This window comes from Microbacterium sp. H37-C3, from assembly GCF_027157935.1.
In the GTDB taxonomy this organism is placed as follows: domain Bacteria; phylum Actinomycetota; class Actinomycetes; order Actinomycetales; family Microbacteriaceae; genus Microbacterium; species Microbacterium plantarum.
On the sequence record NZ_JAPVLR010000006.1, the window covers coordinates 141,018 to 157,807 of the forward strand.

Sequence of the window (16,790 nt, forward strand, 5' to 3'; positions counted from 1 at the left end):
GAAAGACCAGACATGACGCTTGCCACCGAGCGCTCGGCCAGCGGTGTCTCTCGTGCAGGGCGCGACGTGAATCCCACACGTCGCGCCCTCACCACGGCAGGACACCGACGCCGCGCCATCGCCCTGTTCACACTTCCCTTCCTCGCCTTGTTCCTCCTGACGAACGTGGCGCCGCTCGTCTTCGCCATCGTTCAGAGCTTCTTCGCCCGCAAGTCCAGCGGACTGGGGCTGACGGCTCCGGAGACGGTCTTCGTCGGGGTCGACAACTATGCACGCGTGGTGACCGACCCGGACTTCTGGGGCTCCTTCGGTCACATGTTCGGTATCGCCATTGTGCAGGTGCCGGTCATGTTGGGGGGTGCGCTGGTGTTGGCGCTCCTTCTCGACTCGGCGGCGGCGCGGGGAGTGCGTGCGTTCCGCCTCATCTACTTCCTCCCCTACGCGATTCCCGGACTGATCGGAGCGATTCTCTGGTCGTACCTGTACTCACCCACTCTCAGCCCGATCGTGGACGCTGCGGCGAACGTCGGGATCGATCTGGACTTCCTCGCTCAGGGAACGGTGCTCCTGTCGATCGGGAACATGATCACGTGGGGGTGGATGGGCTACAACATGCTCATCATCCTGTCGGCGTTGCAGTCGATCCCGCGGGAGATGTACGAAGCGGCGCGCCTCGACGGCGCGTCCGAGTGGCAGCTCGCGCTGCACATCAAGCTTCCCCAGGTCGGACCGGCGCTCGTTTTGACCGGCACGCTCGCGATCATCGGCGCGATTCAGATCTTCAACGAAGCCAAGGTCCTCGAGACGATCTCGGACAACGTGAACTCGACGTTCGTCCCCACCATGTTCGTGATGCAGGCGGCGTTCCAGTCTGACGACTTCAACTATGCTGCGGCGGCCTCGGTCGTCGTGGCGGTCATCGCAGGAGTGCTCTCCATGGTGTACTACCGACTGACCACGCGGAGGGCTCAGTGATGGCTACCGCGACTCTCGTCACCGCGAACCGACGAAAGACGGCGGCACCGGCGCCCTCTCCGGATGCTCTGCACGTCTCCAAGGCATCGACGGTCCTGACCTTCGGCGTTCTCCTCCTCAGCGCGTTCTACTTCCTCGTTCCGGTGTGGTGGCTGATCGTTTCCGCCACGAAGGACGACGGCGACCTGTTCGCCACGAACGGGCTGTGGTTCGGGGAGTTCAACCTCTTCCAGAACATCGCCGACGTCCTCACCTACGAGACCGGGGCCTTCCCCCTGTGGATGGTCAACTCGGTCATCTATGCAGGTGTGGGCGGTGCGGTTGCGACCCTCCTCGGAGCGGCGTGCGGGTACGCGTTGGCGAAGTACGACTTCTGGGGGCGAGGAGCGCTATTCGCGTTCGTCATCGCCGGTGTGCTTCTTCCTTCCGCCCTGCTGACCATCCCGCTGTACCTGATGTTCTCGTGGATGGGCATCGTCAACACCTACTTGGCCGTCCTCCTCCCGGCGTTCGTCAGCCCGTTCGCCGTCTATCTCTGCCGCGTGTATGCCGCAGCGAGCGTGTCGGACGAGCTGATCGAAGCCGCGCGCATCGACGGTGCGAGCGAGCTGCGGATCTTCTTCTCCATCTCGCTACGGATCATGTCCCCGGCGCTGGTGACCGTCTTTCTCTTCACGTTCGTCGCGGTGTGGAACAACTTCTTCCTCCCCCTGGTGATGCTCTCCAGCACCGACCTCTTCCCCGTGACTTTGGGCCTCTACCAATGGTTCTCCCGCCAGAACGAACCGGTGTACAGCCTCGTGATCACCGGCGCCTTCCTGTCGGTGATCCCGTTGGTCATCGCCTTCCTCGCCCTGCAGCGGTTCTGGCGCGCCGGACTGACCGCAGGAAGTGTGAAGTCGTGAGGCCTGGCGCCGGTCGGCCGAGCCGCGGTCGATCGGCGCCATCCTCCGACGAGGCCGGCTCCCCCCCCTCCACCATCGTTCCTCGAAAGGACCCACATGACCCGCCGCACGACCTCGCTCAACGGAGACTGGCGCTTTGCTCTCGACGCCGACATACCGGCGGAAGCACGCATCCATGGGAACGTGCAGATCATCGCCAATGAGACCAGCCTGTGGCAGAAGGCCGGCAACCACGGGCTCTCGCGCACAGGGAACCCCGCGCTCGAAGAGTGGCGAGAGGTGCGCGTGCCCCACGATTATGCGCTGGATGGCGAGTTCACCGTCGAGGTGGATGCGAAGGTCGGCGGTCTGCGGCGCGAGCCGGCCGTTTACGCCCGCGTCTTCGACCTCGACCCGGTGGGCGAGCACGAGCGGGTGCACATCGAGTTCGATGGGGTGTTCCGCGACTCCCGCGTCTTCGTCAACGGCCACTTCGTCGGTCGTCACCTCAGCGGATACACCTCGTTCGCCTATGACATCACCGAACTGTGCGAGACCGGTGCGAACACGGTCGTCGTGCACGTCGACCCGACCGATAACGAGCTCTGGAGCTATGAGGGGGCCGGCGTGTACCGCGAGGTCCGGCTCGTACGCACCGCCGACGTGTACATCGATGCCCGGACTCTGCATGTGCGTGCGAAGGTGGATGGATCCGTCGCCGTCGACCTGCCCGTGGCGAACATGGGCTTCGACCCGGTGGACGCGGTCGTGCGGTGCGCGGTGTCCGACGGATCGGGCGCTCTCGTCGCGGAGTCCGCGGCCACGGCCGTATCCGTGGGCGATGTCGCCACCTCCTCGACGACGGTGTCGATGACCGTTGCCGACCCGCACCTGTGGAGGCCCGAGGACCCCGCGCTGTATGTCGTGCGCAGCGAAGTCCTCGTTGACGACGAGGTGGTCGACAGCGTCACCACCGTCACGGGATTCCGGGACATCCGGTTCGACCCGTCGGAGGGCTTCTTCCTCAATGGCGTCGGCATGAAGCTGAAGGGCGTGTGCATCCACCAGGACCACGCCGGAGTCGGCATCGCGGTGCCGCCGGCGCTCCAGGAATGGCGGATGCGTCAGCTGAAGGAGATGGGGTGCAACGCCATCCGCGTGAGTCACAACCCGCCCGACCCGGCGCTGCTCGACGCGTGCGATCGCGTCGGAATCATGGTGATGGACGAGGTACGCATCCCCGGGATCGGCGACGAGCTTCTCGGACAGGCCGAGGACCTCGTCCGCCGGGACCGCAACCACCCCTCGGTGATCATGTGGAGCATCGGCAACGAAGAGATGCAGCTACACGGTCGGCGCGTGGGCAAGGCCATCCTCAAGCGCATGCGCCACGCGGTCAGTCGTCTGGACGACCGGCCGACGACCTACGCGATGAACCAGACCTGGGCGGAGCTGGTGGACTTCCATGCCGAGGACGGGCCGTTCGTCGATGTGTTCGGCTCGAACTACCGGTCGGGTCAGCGCAGCGAGAACTACGACGATGTCCACGCGAAGTATCCCGACTGGCCCAAGATCGCGACCGAGACCTTCGGTGGCGCCGCAACGCGCGGCCTGTACATGCCCGACCGCGGTGCAAGCCTGCCGATGAGCATCGGCGATCGCTGGGAGGACCCGGAGAACTTCCCGGACGAGCGCTTTCCGCGCATCGCCAGCGCCTACGGGACGACCCACACGCCATGGGGCTACACGATCGAAGAGACCTGGCGCGACTGCGCATCCCGCCCGTTCCTCTCGGGAACCTTCATCTGGACCGGCTTCGACTATCGGGGCGAGACCTTCCCGTACGACTGGCCCTCGGTGATCTCGCGTTTCGGAATCCTCGACTACTGCGGGTTCCCGAAGGAGATCGCCCACTACCTTCGCGCGTGGTGGCGACCCGAAGACCCGTACACCTTCCTCATGCCGCACTGGACCTGGTATGGCCGGGAGGGGCAGCAGATCGATGTGCAGTGCTACAGCAATGCCGCCCGTGTGCAGATCCAGGTCAACGGTGAGGTCGTCGCCGACGAGGCCATGCCGGTGAACGGACGCGTCGACACGAGCGTCACGTATGCGCCCGGAGAACTCACAGCCATCGGTTTCGATGCCGACGGTGTGGAGGTCTCGCGAGACACCCGCTCGACCGTTTCCGCGCCTGCGGGGATTCAGTTGGCCGTCGATCGCGATCGTCTTCGTGCCGGTGGTGACGATCTTGCCATCGTCGTCGCGCGCGTGGTCGATACCGAAGGCCGGCTGCACCCCTTGTCGGACGAGACTTTGTTCTTCGAGGTGTCAGGCCCCGGTGCGGTGCTCGGAACCGGGAACGGGGATCCGAACTCGCATGAGTCCGACCGGGCTCCGCAGCGTCGGGCGTTCCACGGGCTCGCCGAGGTTCTGGTTCGCACGACCGACGGGGAAGGCGAGATCGCGGTGTCGGCTTCCGGCTGGAACCTCGGAACCGCGACCCTCACCCTGCAGAGCGTGGCCGATCCGGGCGTTCCCGCCTTCGACGGGGTCGCGTGGAAGGCCACGATGGAGCGGATGTGAGCGTGGCCGAGCGCCCGAACGTCGTCTTGATCTTCATGGACGACATGACACATTGGTCCCTCCGTAGCGATCAGGTCTCGACGCCGAACCTCGACGCGTTGCGCGCGCGGGGCCTCACGTTCACCCACGCGGACAATCAGGGGTCCACCATCCCGGCTGTCTGTACGCCGGCGCGTCGCATGCTGCTGACCGGAATGACGGTCTTCGACTCCGAGCCGGCCTTCGACGACGTCACGCGACTGGGGAGGGCGCTGACCGGCGCCGGATACGACTCGTACTTCACGGGCAAGTGGCACAACCGCGAGTCGGCCCTCGAGGAGGACTACGCCGAGGTCGGACCGTGGGGTGGCGGCATGCTCGGGACGACGGAAACCTCGGACGAGGCCTATCACCGACCGAGCGAGACCGACGCCTGGGATCCCGCGGACGCCTCGCGAGGCGGCCACTGGATGCCGCGGGACGACGGGCGGATCGAGCACTCGTCGGAGCGATGGACCGATGCCGCCGTGGACTTCGTCGCGCGCGACCACGGTTCGAGGCCGTACTTCCTCCACCTCGCCTATCACGCACCGCACGACCCCCGACAGGCTCCTCGCGAGTTCCTCGACCAGTACCCTGCGGAGCAGATCCGCATCCCCCCGAACTTCCTGCCAGAGCATCCGTTCGACAACGGTTCGTTGCGTCTGCGTGATGAACAACTCGCGCCTTTCCCCCGCACGGAGGCGGCGGTTCAGCTGCACCGTCGGGAGTACTTCGCGATGATCACTCACGTCGACCGGGAGATCGGCAGACTGTTGCAGGCGATCGGCGAAGCGGAAGCGCGCTCGAACCGCGACACCGTCATCGTCTTCTCCGGCGACCACGGTCTCGCCCTCGGTGAGCACGGGCTCCTGGGAAAGCAGAGCCTGTACGACCACAGCACCCGTGTGCCGCTTGTCATCGTCGGCCCCGGGGTCCCCTCCGCGCAGGAGCGGACCACCCCGGTCTACTCGGGGAGCATCTACGCCACCATCTGCGACCTCGTCGGCGTCACCGCCCCGGAACACCTGCAGTTCCCCTCGCTCGTCCCGATCATCGATGGTCTCGACGACTCCCGCGACGTAGAGGTATTCACCGCATACGGTATGGACCAGCGGGCAGTCCGTCGCGGGCGGTTCAAGCTCATCTCCTACTCGGATCTCGCGCACGATCAGTTGTTCGATACCGTCGACGACCCGTGGGAGTTGCGGAACCTCATCGCCGATCCCGCGAACGCGGACCTGGTCAAGTCGATGCGCGAGCAACTCCGGCAGGCGCAGATCGCGCTGCACGACCCCGCCCTCGAGCCGGTATGAGCCATGGACTCGGTACGGCGCCCGTGCCGAGTCCACGCGCGCGTTTCCTGAGGGCTCAGTTCGACGGGGTGCCCGTGATCGGAGCGCCGACGCGGAGATCCGGCTCGGAGGAGGCGAGGTTCGCGGCTGCCTGCCGTGCGGCGTCGCGCGCATCGCCCGAGACGACGGCGGTGTACAGCGCTCGGTGCGAGGCCGCCCCATCGCGGCTGTCGCGCCCCTGCGCGAGGAATCCGCTCATACTGCGCCGGAAGCTGTCCTCAAGCGCCGCGGCGAGGCCTTCGACGAGCACCGCGAGCATCCGTTTCCGCTGAGGAGCGCGAGGGCTCGTGGAAGGCGACGTCGGCGGCGTTGTACGCCGCGATGTGCTGATCGCTGCCGTCGAACCGTTCTGCGATCCTCTCCATCTCCGCCACGGTGGCCTCGAGTGCGGCGAGACCGGCGCGGCCGGCGTTGCGCGCCGCCTCGCCGGAGGAGAGGACCTCCAGAGAGCGGCGTACGACGAGGAGCTTGTTCGCGGCACGTGCATCGCGCCGGACCGCCAGCGACAGGTCCCGCGCGATCACCGACCCATCCGCCGCGCGCACCGTCGGTCGCTTGCCCTTGGCCAAGTCGATCAGCCTGCGTCCCTCGAGGACCTTGAGAGCCTCACGCATCGTGAGGCGGCTCACCCCGAGCTGCTCCGCCAGGCGCGGCTCGCCATCGAGGCGGTCGCCCGGGTCCATCTCCACGATGCGGGCTTCGAGGGCGCGAACGGCGTCGCTGAAGAGTGCCCTCCGAAGCGGGCCTGCGGGCGGGCACGGGCATGGCCGACATGCTAGCCGACTCGTCGACGCGCCTGCCGAGGTTTCACCGGGAGACGGGTTCGGTGGCAGAGAGTGCCTCGACGTCCGCGGGGCGGGGGAGTCCTTCCCAGTCGCCGGCTGCCGTGCACGCCAATGCACCCGAGCGGATTCCGGCCTCAAGCGCCTGCACTCGGTCGGCCCCGGTGACCAGTGCGGCGAGAAAGCCCGACACGAACGCATCGCCGGCCCCCACGGTGTCCACGACGTCGACCGGGATCGCGGGGCGGTGGATCCGTCCTTCCGCGTCGGAGAGCAGTGCTCCATCGCCACCGAGCTTGATGACGACGGTGGCCGCCCCGAGCCCGTGCAGTTCCGCACAGGCGGCCTCGGCGTCGAGGAGATCGTCGTCGAGGATTAAGCGGGCCTCGTCCAGCCCGGCGAACACAAGGCCTGATGCGGCGACGAGATCGCGGTATGCGGGCCGCGCACACGACGCGGACCACAGCCTGCGTCGGTGGTTCACATCGAAACTCACAAGCACACAGGCCGCTGCGGCGCGCTCGATGGCGGCACGCACCGTCGCGTGTGCGTCGGTCGACAGCGCTGGCGTGATGCCCGTCAGGTGCAGGACGCGGGCGCTCTCGATGAGTCCGTCCGGCACGTCGGCCGGTGTCAGACGGGAGGCCGCGCTACCCGCCCGGTGATACCACACGTGCGTGGCGTTGCTGCTGCGTCGCTCTTTCAGCATCATGCCGGTGGGGAGATCGGGATCGACACGGGCGCACACGGTCACGCCCTCCGCGCGCAGATCGCGCTGGATCCGCAGGCCGGCGCTGTCATCGCCGAGTCGACTGACCCAAGCGGACGGCACGCCGAGTCGTCGGGCGCCGATGGCCACATTGCTCTCAGCGCCTCCGATGCTCACATCGAGCGCGGCAGCCATCTCGAGCCCCTCCGCCCGTTGGCTGTGCAGGAGGAGCATCGTCTCGCCGATGGTCACGATGGCGGGTGTCTCTGCGTCCTCAGGCATCGAGCGCCGCCATCGTCGTGCGGGCCAACGTCGTGATCGTCTCGAAGTCCCCGGCGCGGATCGCCTCTGCCGGCACCATCCAGCTACCGCTGACTGCGAAGATCGCAGGGTCCGCGAGGTACTCGGCGGCCTTGGCCTGGTCGACTCCGCCGCTGGGCATGAACCGCATCTCGGGAAACGGCCCGTGCAGTGCGCGAATGAAGGGCAGTCCGCCGAGCACTCCCGCTGGGTAGACCTTCACGTGGTCGAGTCCGGCGCGACGAGCCGCTTGCGCATCCGTCGCGCTTCCGATCCCCGGCACCGGCAGCACGTCCGTTTCGCGTGCGGCGTCGACAAGGTCCGCGTCGAACCCCGGACTGACCGCGAACCGGGCACCCGCCGCGCGCACATCAGCGAGCTCTCGCTGGGAGGTGACCGTCCCGGCGCCAACGATCAGGTCGTCTCGCGATGCGAGCGACGCGAGCGCATCGAGGCCGGCCGGAGTTCGGAGTGTGATCTCGATCGCGCGGATGCCTCCCGCGACGAGAGCGTCGGCCAACGGCTCGGCCGTGGCGGCGTCGTGGAGGACGACGACCGGTACGACGCGGGCGGCGATCAGGGCGTCGAGGGGGGTGTTCATCGGCCGAGCCACCCTCCGTCGACCGGAAGGGTCACACCCGAGACGTAGTCCGACGCCCGCGACGCCAGGAACACCGTCGCGCCGCCGAGGTCGTCGGCCCGCCCCCACCGTCCGGCGGGGATCCGCTCGAGGATGCTTCGTGAACGGTCCGGGTCGTCCTGCAGTGCCTGGGTGTTGTCGGTGGCGATGTATCCGGGGGCGATCGCGTTCACGGTGACTCCTCGCGCGGTCCACTCGTTCGCGAGGGCTTTGGTCAGGCCCGCGATCCCCGACTTGGACGCGGCATATCCCGGAACGGTGATGCCGCCCTGGAAGCTGAGCAGCGACGCGGTGAAGATGACCTTGCCGTACCCGCGTTCGAGCATGTCCCGACCCAGCGCTTGCGTGAGCGCGAACTGGCTGGAGAGATTCACCTCGAGAACGTGATCCCAGTCAGCCAGGGCGTGCTCGGCCGCGGGCGCGCGCCGTATCGTCCCGGCGTTGTTGACGAGGATGTCGATGGGACCGTGGTCGGTCACGACGGTCTCGGCGAAGGCGAGGACCGCGTCGCGGTCGGCGAAGTCGACGGCGTAGCCGTGGAACCGCCGACCGTGCGCCTCTACCCGGCTTCGCACCTCGCTTTCCGCGGTTGAAAGCGTCGCGGAGACGCCGACGATGTCGGCGCCGGCCGCGGCGAGCGCTTCGGCCATGGCCAGTCCGATTCCGCGCTTGGCGCCGGTGACGACGGCCGTGCGGCCGGTGAGGTCGAAGAGATCGTTCATGCGGGAGCTCCTTCGGCAGCGACATCGACGAGGACCTTCATCGCCCCTGAGCCCAGCTTCGCGAACGCGTCCTGGATGTCCTCGAGCGCGGCGATGTCGGTGATGAGGGCATCGGCGGGAATGACTCCGCCATCGAGCAGTTCGACGGCGCGCTCGAAATCGGTGCGCTGGTACACGCGCGCACCGAGCAGACGCAGTTCGCGCCAGAAGACCTGCTTGAGGTCGATGGGACGCGGGTCCGGGTGGATCGCGACGACGACGATCGTGCCGCGGACCTTCGCCAATGCCGTGGTCCCCAGCACGGCTGCGGCCGCGCCGGAGACTTCGAACACCACGTCTGCGCCGGCGCCGGAGGTCCACTCCTGCACGGCGGCGACCTGGTCGGTGGCGAGCGGGTCGAGGGTGCGGAATCCGAGAGCCTCGGCCGCAGCGCGTCGTGATGCATCGACTTCGATCAGGACGATCTCGGCGCCGACGTCGCGGGCGACCGTGGCGATGAGCACGCCGATCGGGCCACCGCCGACGACCACCGCGCGATCTCCCGCTGTCAGTTCGGAGCGCCGGACGTCGTGCACCGCCACCGCGACGGGTTCGACGAGCGCCGCGTCGCGAAGAGGAAGGCTCTCCGGGAGGGCGACGAGAGCGCGGGCGGGTACGTTCCACCGTTCCTGCAACGCCCCGGTGGAGTCGATGCCGATGAAGTCGAGGTTCTGGCAGATGTGCTGGTTGCCGGCATCGCAGGCGGGGCACTGGGAGCACCAATCGAGAGGCATTACAGTCACCGGGGCTCCGATCGTCCACCCACTCACGCCGTCGCCCACGGCCGCGACGCGACCGCTCATCTCGTGGCCGATGATCGCGGGGAGCGTCACCCGCGAATCCATCGCCCCGTGCAGGATGTGCAGGTCTGTGCCGCACAAACCGACGTGCGAAACGGCGACCTGAACCTCACCTGTGGCCGGCGGCTGGGCCTCGACCGTCATCGCGACCATCTTCCCGTCGCCGACATACGCTGCTGATCGCATTCGTCCTCGAATCCTTCCGATCGATGTGCCTCATAGGGTGGATGAGCCCTACAGAGAACCGGTTTTCCATAGTAGGTTGGCAACGCCGTCGAGACCACAGCGCACGAACAATGTCGGGCCGCGGCGCAGGGCCGAGCGGTCGACTGCTATAAATAGATTAGATGAATTTGCTCATGGATGCGCAAGGAGGGGACCGATGACTCGACCGAACATCGTCATCATCTACATGGACGACCTCGGCTACGGCGACGTCGGGGCATACGGCGCCTCGGCCGTCGACACGCCCCACATCGACCGGCTCGCCGCCCGTGGATTGCGTTTCACAGACGGCTACGCGACATCGGCGACGTGCACTCCGAGTCGATACGCGCTGCTGACCGGAGAGTACCCGTGGCGCAAGTCGGGGGCGGAGATCCTGACCGGCGACGCCGCCATGATCATCGAGGAAGATCAGATGACCTTGCCGAGCATGCTGGCCGCCTGCGGCTATCGGACGGGTATCGTCGGCAAGTGGCACCTCGGCCTCGGTGACGGGGGCGTCAATTGGAACCGTCCGATCCGGCCGTGCCCCCTCGACGTCGGCTTCGGGGAGAGCTACATCATCGCGGCCACCCAGGACCGCGTCCCGACGGTGTACATCGAGGACCGCTCGGTCGTCGGCCTCGATCCCGAGGATCCCATCGAGGTTTCCTACGAGCATCCGTTCCCGGGGGAGCCGGTCGCCGCTGAGCATCCGGAGATGCTCCGGCTCGCCTCGTCCCACGGGCATGACAACGCGATCGTGAACGGGATCGGACGCATCGGATACATGCGCGGGGGGCAGTCGGCGCGGTGGACCGATGAGGACATGGCCGAACGCCTCGTCGAGCGGGCGAAGGATTTCGTCCGCCGTTCTCAGGAGTCGGGCGAGGACCGCAAGCCCTTCTTCCTGTATCTCGCGCTCCACCAACCCCACGTTCCCCGCACGCCGAGTGCGCGATTCGTCGGCGCCACCGACATGGGCCCGCGCGGGGACGCGATCGCCGAGGCGGATTGGTGCGTTGGCGAGATCCTTGACGAGCTCGAAGCGGCGGGGGTGCTCGACGACACCTTGATCGTGTTCTCGAGCGACAACGGGCCGGTCCTCGACGACGGGTACCAAGACGACGCCGTCGAGCGCGTGGGCGACCACCGGCCAACCGGCCCCCTGCGCGGTGGTAAGTACAGCTTGTTCGACGCGGGTACACGAGTGCCGTTCATCGTGCACTGGCCGGCACGCGTGACCCCGGGGACGAGCAGTGCGCTGGTCTGTCAGATGGACCTTCTCGCGTCGATTGCGGCTCTCGTCGGCGCCGACGTCCCGACCGCTGACTCCGAGAACCATCTGGCGGCACTCCTCGGCGAGACCGAAATCGGTCGGGAGTCACTCGTGGTCGAAGCCGTCCATCGGACGGCGTTCCGGCGGGGCGAATGGGCGATGATCCCCCCGCACACCGGGCCGGAGCGATTGCCGGCGAAGGACATCGAGACGGGAAACGCTGACCGGCACCGGCTCTACAACCTGCGAGAGGATCCCCACCAGGACCACGACCTTGCATCCGCACACCCCGACACACTCCGGTGCCTCGTCGACGAGTTCGCCCGGATCAGGGAGGTCCCGACATGAGCGTCACATCACCGGCGCAACCGAAGAGGATCGGCACAACCCCGTTGCACGAGCACAAGACCGCGATCGTCACCGGCGCCGCTCAGGGCATCGGCGCTGCCGTCACGCGCCAACTGGTCGCCGACGGTGCCCTCGTGTGGGCGGTGGATATCGACGGGGATGCTGGACGCGCGCTCGCCGCTGCCGCACCGGATCGCATCCGATTCGTCGACGCAGATGTCACGGATTCATCGGCCCTATCCGCCGTCGTCGCGGAAGCCGTTCGCGACAGCGGCCGCGTGGACATCCTCGTCACCAGTGCCAGCATGGACGCCGGCCACGATGCGGTCGAGATGTCCCCATGATCGTGGGACACGATCATGGGACTCAACGTGAAGTCCGTGTGGCTGGCTGCACGGGAGGTCCTCCCGACTATGACCGCGGCCGGACACGGCGCCATCGTCAACATCGGATCGCTGCACGGTCGGATGACCGTCGAGGGAGCTTTCCCCTACGGGGTCAGCAAAGCCGGAGTGGAGGCGATGGGGCGAAGCCTCGCCCTGGACTATGGTCCGGCCGGCGTCCGTGTCAACACCGTGATCCCGGGGTGGACGCGCAGTGAGCGGGTCGAGCAGCACTTCGAACGCATCGGACCGGACGAGGTCGCGCGCATCGACGCGACGCACGCCCTGAGACGGACGGGAACCCCGGCGGAGGTCGCCGACGCGGTGTCGTTCATCGCGAGTGACCGCGCGTCGTTCGTGACGGGGGCGACCTGGATCGTCGACGGGGGATTGGGGGCTCGCTTTGCGTGACCAGGACATTCGACGAGTCGGACGGGGCGTGCACGCGCTCGCTGAGGGCCCGGTCTGGGACCCGACACGTGACCGAGCGCTCTGGGTCGATATCGACGGCCGCCGAGCGTGGGCGGCGACGTGGCCCCGGCTCGACCCCGCGTCGTTCTGGGAGTCTGAGCGCAAGGTCTGTGCGGTCCTCCCTGCCGATGACGGCGGGATGCTGGTGGTCGAGTCCGACCGACTCGTCCACCTGGACGCCGACGGCGTCGTCCAGAGTGCGCGCGTGGTGCCGCTCGAGGAGGGGCGACGCTTCAATGACGCGACGTGCGATCCCCGGGGGCGGCTCGTGCTCGGTACGCTGCGCGGTGACGGTGAGAGCTCGGAAGAGTCGCTTATGCGACTGGACTCCGACGGTCGGCTCCGCACCCTACGTGAGGGGCTCAGCCTCTCCAACGGGATCGGCTATTCCCCGGACGGGCGCACGATGTATCACGTCGACACCTTGCGCCATCGCGTCGACATTCTGGACGACGACGGGCAGAACGTGGTCCTCCGCGGCTCGTTCGAGGTGATCGGCGGCTACCCCGATGGGATCGCTCTCGATGTCGACGGCGACATCTGGGTCGCGCTCTGGGGCGGCGCCGAAGTGCGCCGATACCGCCCCGACGGGACGGTGCGCGAAACCCGGGCGCTCCCCGCACAGCACGTGTCCTCGGTCGGGTTCGTCGGTCCCGGGCTCGATCACCTGCTCGTCACCTCGGCGACCGCCGGTCTTCGGGACCCGGGGGGCGAGGATGGTGCGGTGTTCCTCCTGGACCCGGGTGTGTGCGGCGTGCCGGTCCCGGCCTGGGTGCCGGTGGTCCTGTGAACGGCGGCGAAGGGGCAAGGGGCGACTCCCGGTCGCGCGCGTTCCCGTCCCCTCGTCCTTCGGCTCTCACGTTGGGGACATCCGGTCTCGGCCGGGCGGCATGGGAGGGGACCGCCGAGCGCAAGGTCGCGGTCGATCTCGCCGTGGCCATGCTCGAGAGCCGTCACGCGCTCCTGGACACCGCGAACGAATACGACGGTGGCCGCTCGGAAGAGGTCATCGGAATCGCACTGCGCCATTCCGGAGTCACCGGCCCTGCTCCCGTGGTGACCAAGGTCGATCGTGATCTCGACACCGGGGTGTTCGACCGAGACCGTGTCCTCCGCTCCTACGATGAGAGTCTGGCGCGATTGGGTGTGGACCGGGTCTCGCTGTTGCACCTGCACGATCCGTTCACCATCACCTTCGCCGAGGCGTCGGCGCCCGACGGAGCGATCGCCGGTCTGATCGAGCTCCGCGATGCCGGCGCGGTCGACGGCATCGGAATCGCGGCGGGGCCGATCCCCATGGTCCGACCGTTCGTCGAAACCGACTTGTTCGACGCGGTTCTCGTGCACAACCGGTTCACGATCGTCGACCAATCCGCACGGCAACTGTTCTCCGACGCCAGATCCCGCGGGATGACCGTGTTCAACGCGGCCCCCTTCGGCGCGGGGTTGCTGGCGAAAGGTTCCGCCTCCGGTGCGCGCTACGGCTACAGCGACACCACCGCGCAGCTGCGCGCCTGGGTGGCGCAGGCCGAAGATGTGTGCAGACGGCATCGGGTCGACCTCAAAGCCGTCGCGTTGGCCTTCTCCCTCCGCGCACCGCTGATCGACTCCACCGTGGTGAGCGCGTCGTCGACGGCGCGTCTCGCGCAGCTTGACGAACTGACCGCGACGCAGATCCCCGACGCGGTCTGGCACGAGCTCGACGCCCTCGGACCCGCCCCGACGAATCTCGACGACGGGGACCCTGACGACTGACGTGCGGCCGGGGCCCTGGGCGCGGTCGCGCCAGGGCCCCGCTGTCACATGCTTCGGAATCTGTAGGAGAAGGTCCGAGCGCCTGGCCACAGGGCGTGGCGCGGTTCGACATCCGGTCCGCACGCGCGCGAGCCCAGACCGTGCACACCATCGTCGAGGTAGAGATGATGGCGCTCGGGAACGGGCAGCTCGAAGGGATGCGACGCGCGGTCAAGTTCGTGACTGCTCCACCGACTCAACGTGAATCCGCCCGTGCCCGGCAACCGACGTCCCGCGGGCGTGATGCGCAGCACGCTGTCGTCGGAGGAGAGATCGAGTCGCCGCAGACCGGAACGGTGTCCCGACTCCTGCGGGCGTGCGTGCATCGTGTTCATCTCCGCGATCGTCGCACGGTGCGTTCCGAGGAACGCACCGTCCCGCATGTCCGGATACGACTCGCCGGGCCCCTGACCGATCCACTCCACGGTGTGCCATGACGCGGGCACAGTGAAGTGCACCCCGATCCGCGGCCACGAGGTGTCCCATCCGTTGCTCGGAGCGACGTCGACGACGAGTTGGGGTTCGTCGCCCGCCAGTGCGCTCCACTCGTACCGCACACGGAGCGTCGGGGCTTTGTCCGCCGGCGCCACCACGGTGTCCACGATGAACGTGTCGGAGCCCGCCTCGATCGCAACGACACGGTGCCGGAGGCGGTCCAGCCCGCACTTCCGCCACCGCTGCTCGCTGGGATCCGCGGGCACCATCCCGAGACCACGGGGAGTGGATTCCGGGGCGGCGATCTCGAACGACCCCGCACCGCGGCCGCGGTCGTTGTCGGTGGGGGCGCGCCACAACTCGAGCCTGCCGCCGGTGATCTCGTGACCGAGGAGCGCGAGGAGTTCACCGCTTTGCGGGTCGAATCGCGCTGCCGGGTAGGAACCCTCGGTTCGCGTAGGGCGGGTTCTTCCAGCCGGCGCAGCCGGTACCGGGGAGGCAGGATCCGCGGAGTGGTCGGCATGAGCGACGACGTGGCCGCTCGATGCCCACGCCGTGGCGTCGCGGACCACGGCGCGGGCCGAGAGCCATCCGCCAGCGGGCGGGGTGGCATCCGTGGGAAGGGCAACGACGCGCGAGCGACCCGGTGGAACGTCTTCCAGGACGGTCGAAATCACCCGCGAGCGGCCCTCATCATCGACGGACTCGACGATGATGTCGAGCCACTCCGTGCCCCGCGAGTGCTGCCGGTTGTGCACCGTGAGCGCGTCGGCGTCGAGGGAGAGGCGTACCGGCGCGGACATCGCAGCGAACTCCACGAGGCCCGAGGTGGGAGTCCCGTCCGAGAGGACGAGGCCGTCGATGACGAAGTTGCCGTCGTGGACGTGCTCCCCGAAGTCCCCGCCGTACGCGAAGTAGGTCGTGCCGTCGGCGGTGCGGTGCTCGAGACCGTGGTCGCGCCACTCCCAGATGAACCCGCCATGCAGGCGGGGAGACGATTCGACGGTCTCGTCGTACCAGTCCAGCCCTCCGGGGCCGGTTCCCAGGGCGGCACCGTACTCGCACATCACCATCGGCCTCGAGCGCACGCGTGCCGCCTCGGCCGGCGTGCAGCCGAAGATGTCGCCCTCGTCGGAGGCGATCGTCTGAAGCTCGGCGGGCGTGGGGTACATCCGCGAGTAGACGTCCGTGTAGGCGCCGGTGTAGTCGCCCTCGTAGTGCACGGGTCGTCCCGGATCTCGACGGTGCACCCAGGACGACATTGCCGCGAGGTTCTGTCCGGTTCCCGACTCGTTTCCAAGCGACCACATCACGATCGACGGATGGTTCTTGTCTCGTTCGAGCGTGCGATGCATGCGGTCCAGGTAGGCGTCGCGCCAGCGAGGATCGTCGCTGGGGTTGGCCACCCAATCGACGAAGAAGAACGCGTGCGTTTCGAGGTCGCATTCGAGGATGACCCAGAAGCCCGAGCTCGTCGCAGAGGTCGAGCGTTCGCGAATGCGGCGGGTAGTGGCTCGTGCGGATGGCGTTGACGTTGTGCCGCTTCATGGTGAGCATATCGGCACGCACTGCCTTCTCGTCGAACACACGACCAAGCTGGTGGTGGAACTCGTGCCGATTGACGCCGCGAAAGGTCACGGGGCGGCCATTGACGAGAAACCGGTCGCCATCGATGCGGACGGTGCGGAAACCGAGGCGCAGACGCACGGTCTCGCCGACACCAGTCACGGATGCCTCGTACAGACGTGGTTCCTCTGCCGACCACGGCTCCACCGTTCCGACATCGAGCGGCGCGGCGGCATCGAGCGAGGCGCGGTCCGCGAACGTTGTCTCCACGTCGAGCTCGGGGATGCGCAGGGTGAGCGGAAACGCATCGTCGGTCGCATCGACGCGCGTGGTGAGGAAGCCGCGCCCGCGTGTCTCGTCGAAGTCCGCCTGCAGCCACACATCGTTCAGGCAGCCCGCTGGGCGAGCCAGCAGTGCTACATCGCGGAAGATTCCGGGGAGCCACCACTGATCCTGATCCTCGAGGTAGGTCCCTGCAGACCACTGATGCACGCGCACCG

Annotated in this window: 14 protein-coding genes and 2 pseudogenes; 8 read left to right on the top strand and 8 right to left on the bottom strand. The window is 67.7% G+C overall.

Annotation, left to right across the window (positions count from 1 at the left end; translation table 11 throughout):
- Positions 1-12: 12 nt before the first annotated feature.
- From O1W71_RS15015 to O1W71_RS15030, 4 genes are all read left to right on the top strand, one after another.
- Complete coding sequence (locus O1W71_RS15015) at positions 13-975, top strand: carbohydrate ABC transporter permease (RefSeq protein ID WP_269268647.1); 963 nt, start codon at positions 13-15, stop codon at positions 973-975.
- Positions 975-1,880: a carbohydrate ABC transporter permease gene (locus O1W71_RS15020; protein WP_269268648.1), complete on the top strand. Its 906-nt coding sequence runs from the start codon at positions 975-977 to the stop codon at positions 1,878-1,880. The genes O1W71_RS15015 and O1W71_RS15020 overlap by 1 nt, the downstream gene beginning before the upstream one ends.
- 96 nt (positions 1,881-1,976) lie before the next feature.
- A complete protein-coding gene (locus O1W71_RS15025; RefSeq protein WP_269268649.1) occupies positions 1,977-4,445 on the top strand; it encodes a glycoside hydrolase family 2 TIM barrel-domain containing protein in 2,469 nt (822 codons plus the stop codon).
- A gap of 2 nt (positions 4,446-4,447) precedes the next feature.
- Positions 4,448-5,779, top strand: coding sequence for a sulfatase-like hydrolase/transferase (locus O1W71_RS15030; protein ID WP_269268650.1), 1,332 nt, complete (start codon positions 4,448-4,450; stop codon positions 5,777-5,779).
- A gap of 55 nt (positions 5,780-5,834) precedes the next feature.
- Here the strand turns inward: O1W71_RS15030 and O1W71_RS15035 are convergent, their stop codons facing one another.
- Genes O1W71_RS15035 through O1W71_RS15060 form a run of 6 tightly spaced genes read right to left on the bottom strand, consistent with a single transcriptional unit; the run spans position 5,835 to position 9,996 of the window.
- Entirely contained in the window at positions 5,835-6,068 is a 234-nt protein-coding gene (locus O1W71_RS15035) for a hypothetical protein (protein ID WP_269268651.1), read from the bottom strand.
- Complete coding sequence (locus O1W71_RS15040; protein ID WP_269268653.1) at positions 6,037-6,720, bottom strand: FadR/GntR family transcriptional regulator; 684 nt, start codon at positions 6,718-6,720, stop codon at positions 6,037-6,039. The genes O1W71_RS15035 and O1W71_RS15040 overlap by 32 nt, the downstream gene beginning before the upstream one ends.
- Positions 6,626-7,591 carry a sugar kinase gene (locus O1W71_RS15045; protein ID WP_269268654.1) on the bottom strand — a complete coding sequence of 322 codons (966 nt, stop codon included), beginning with the start codon at positions 7,589-7,591 and terminating at the stop codon, positions 6,626-6,628. The genes O1W71_RS15040 and O1W71_RS15045 overlap by 95 nt, the downstream gene beginning before the upstream one ends.
- Positions 7,584-8,210 carry a bifunctional 4-hydroxy-2-oxoglutarate aldolase/2-dehydro-3-deoxy-phosphogluconate aldolase gene (locus tag O1W71_RS15050; RefSeq protein ID WP_269268655.1) on the bottom strand — a complete coding sequence of 209 codons (627 nt, stop codon included), beginning with the start codon at positions 8,208-8,210 and terminating at the stop codon, positions 7,584-7,586. The genes O1W71_RS15045 and O1W71_RS15050 overlap by 8 nt, the downstream gene beginning before the upstream one ends.
- Positions 8,207-8,971 carry a 2-dehydro-3-deoxy-D-gluconate 5-dehydrogenase KduD gene (gene kduD / locus O1W71_RS15055; protein WP_269268656.1) on the bottom strand — a complete coding sequence of 255 codons (765 nt, stop codon included), beginning with the start codon at positions 8,969-8,971 and terminating at the stop codon, positions 8,207-8,209. Before kduD ends, O1W71_RS15050 begins: the two co-directional genes overlap by 4 nt.
- Positions 8,968-9,996: a zinc-dependent alcohol dehydrogenase gene (locus O1W71_RS15060; protein WP_269268657.1), complete on the bottom strand. Its 1,029-nt coding sequence runs from the start codon at positions 9,994-9,996 to the stop codon at positions 8,968-8,970. Before O1W71_RS15060 ends, kduD begins: the two co-directional genes overlap by 4 nt.
- Before the next feature lie 196 nt (positions 9,997-10,192).
- On the opposite strand from O1W71_RS15060, the gene O1W71_RS15065 reads away from it, so the two are divergent.
- The 4 genes and pseudogenes from O1W71_RS15065 (at position 10,193) to O1W71_RS15080 (ending at position 14,250) form a co-directional block, all read left to right on the top strand.
- Positions 10,193-11,641 carry a sulfatase family protein gene (locus tag O1W71_RS15065; RefSeq protein ID WP_269268658.1) on the top strand — a complete coding sequence of 483 codons (1,449 nt, stop codon included), beginning with the start codon at positions 10,193-10,195 and terminating at the stop codon, positions 11,639-11,641.
- Positions 11,638-12,435: pseudogene (locus tag O1W71_RS15070) on the top strand (SDR family NAD(P)-dependent oxidoreductase). The gene O1W71_RS15065 and the pseudogene O1W71_RS15070 overlap by 4 nt, the downstream one beginning before the upstream one ends.
- A gap of 28 nt (positions 12,436-12,463) precedes the next feature.
- On the top strand, positions 12,464-13,285 hold the full coding sequence (locus O1W71_RS15075; protein ID WP_269268659.1) for an SMP-30/gluconolactonase/LRE family protein: 822 nt from the start codon (positions 12,464-12,466) through the stop codon (positions 13,283-13,285).
- A gap of 71 nt (positions 13,286-13,356) precedes the next feature.
- The gene (locus O1W71_RS15080) at positions 13,357-14,250 is read left to right on the top strand and encodes an aldo/keto reductase (protein ID WP_269268660.1); all 894 of its coding nucleotides are present in this window, start codon (positions 13,357-13,359) and stop codon (positions 14,248-14,250) included.
- 44 nt (positions 14,251-14,294) lie between these two features.
- Here the strand turns inward: O1W71_RS15080 and O1W71_RS15085 are convergent, their stop codons facing one another.
- Together O1W71_RS15085 and O1W71_RS16440 are read right to left on the bottom strand one after the other, a co-directional pair.
- Positions 14,295-16,130 carry a glycoside hydrolase family 2 TIM barrel-domain containing protein gene (locus O1W71_RS15085; RefSeq protein ID WP_442924563.1) on the bottom strand — a complete coding sequence of 612 codons (1,836 nt, stop codon included), beginning with the start codon at positions 16,128-16,130 and terminating at the stop codon, positions 14,295-14,297.
- Between the two features lie 115 nt (positions 16,131-16,245).
- Positions 16,246-16,788: pseudogene (locus tag O1W71_RS16440) on the bottom strand (glycoside hydrolase family 2 TIM barrel-domain containing protein); the annotation flags it as partial.
- Between the last annotated feature and the right edge of the window lie 2 nt (positions 16,789-16,790).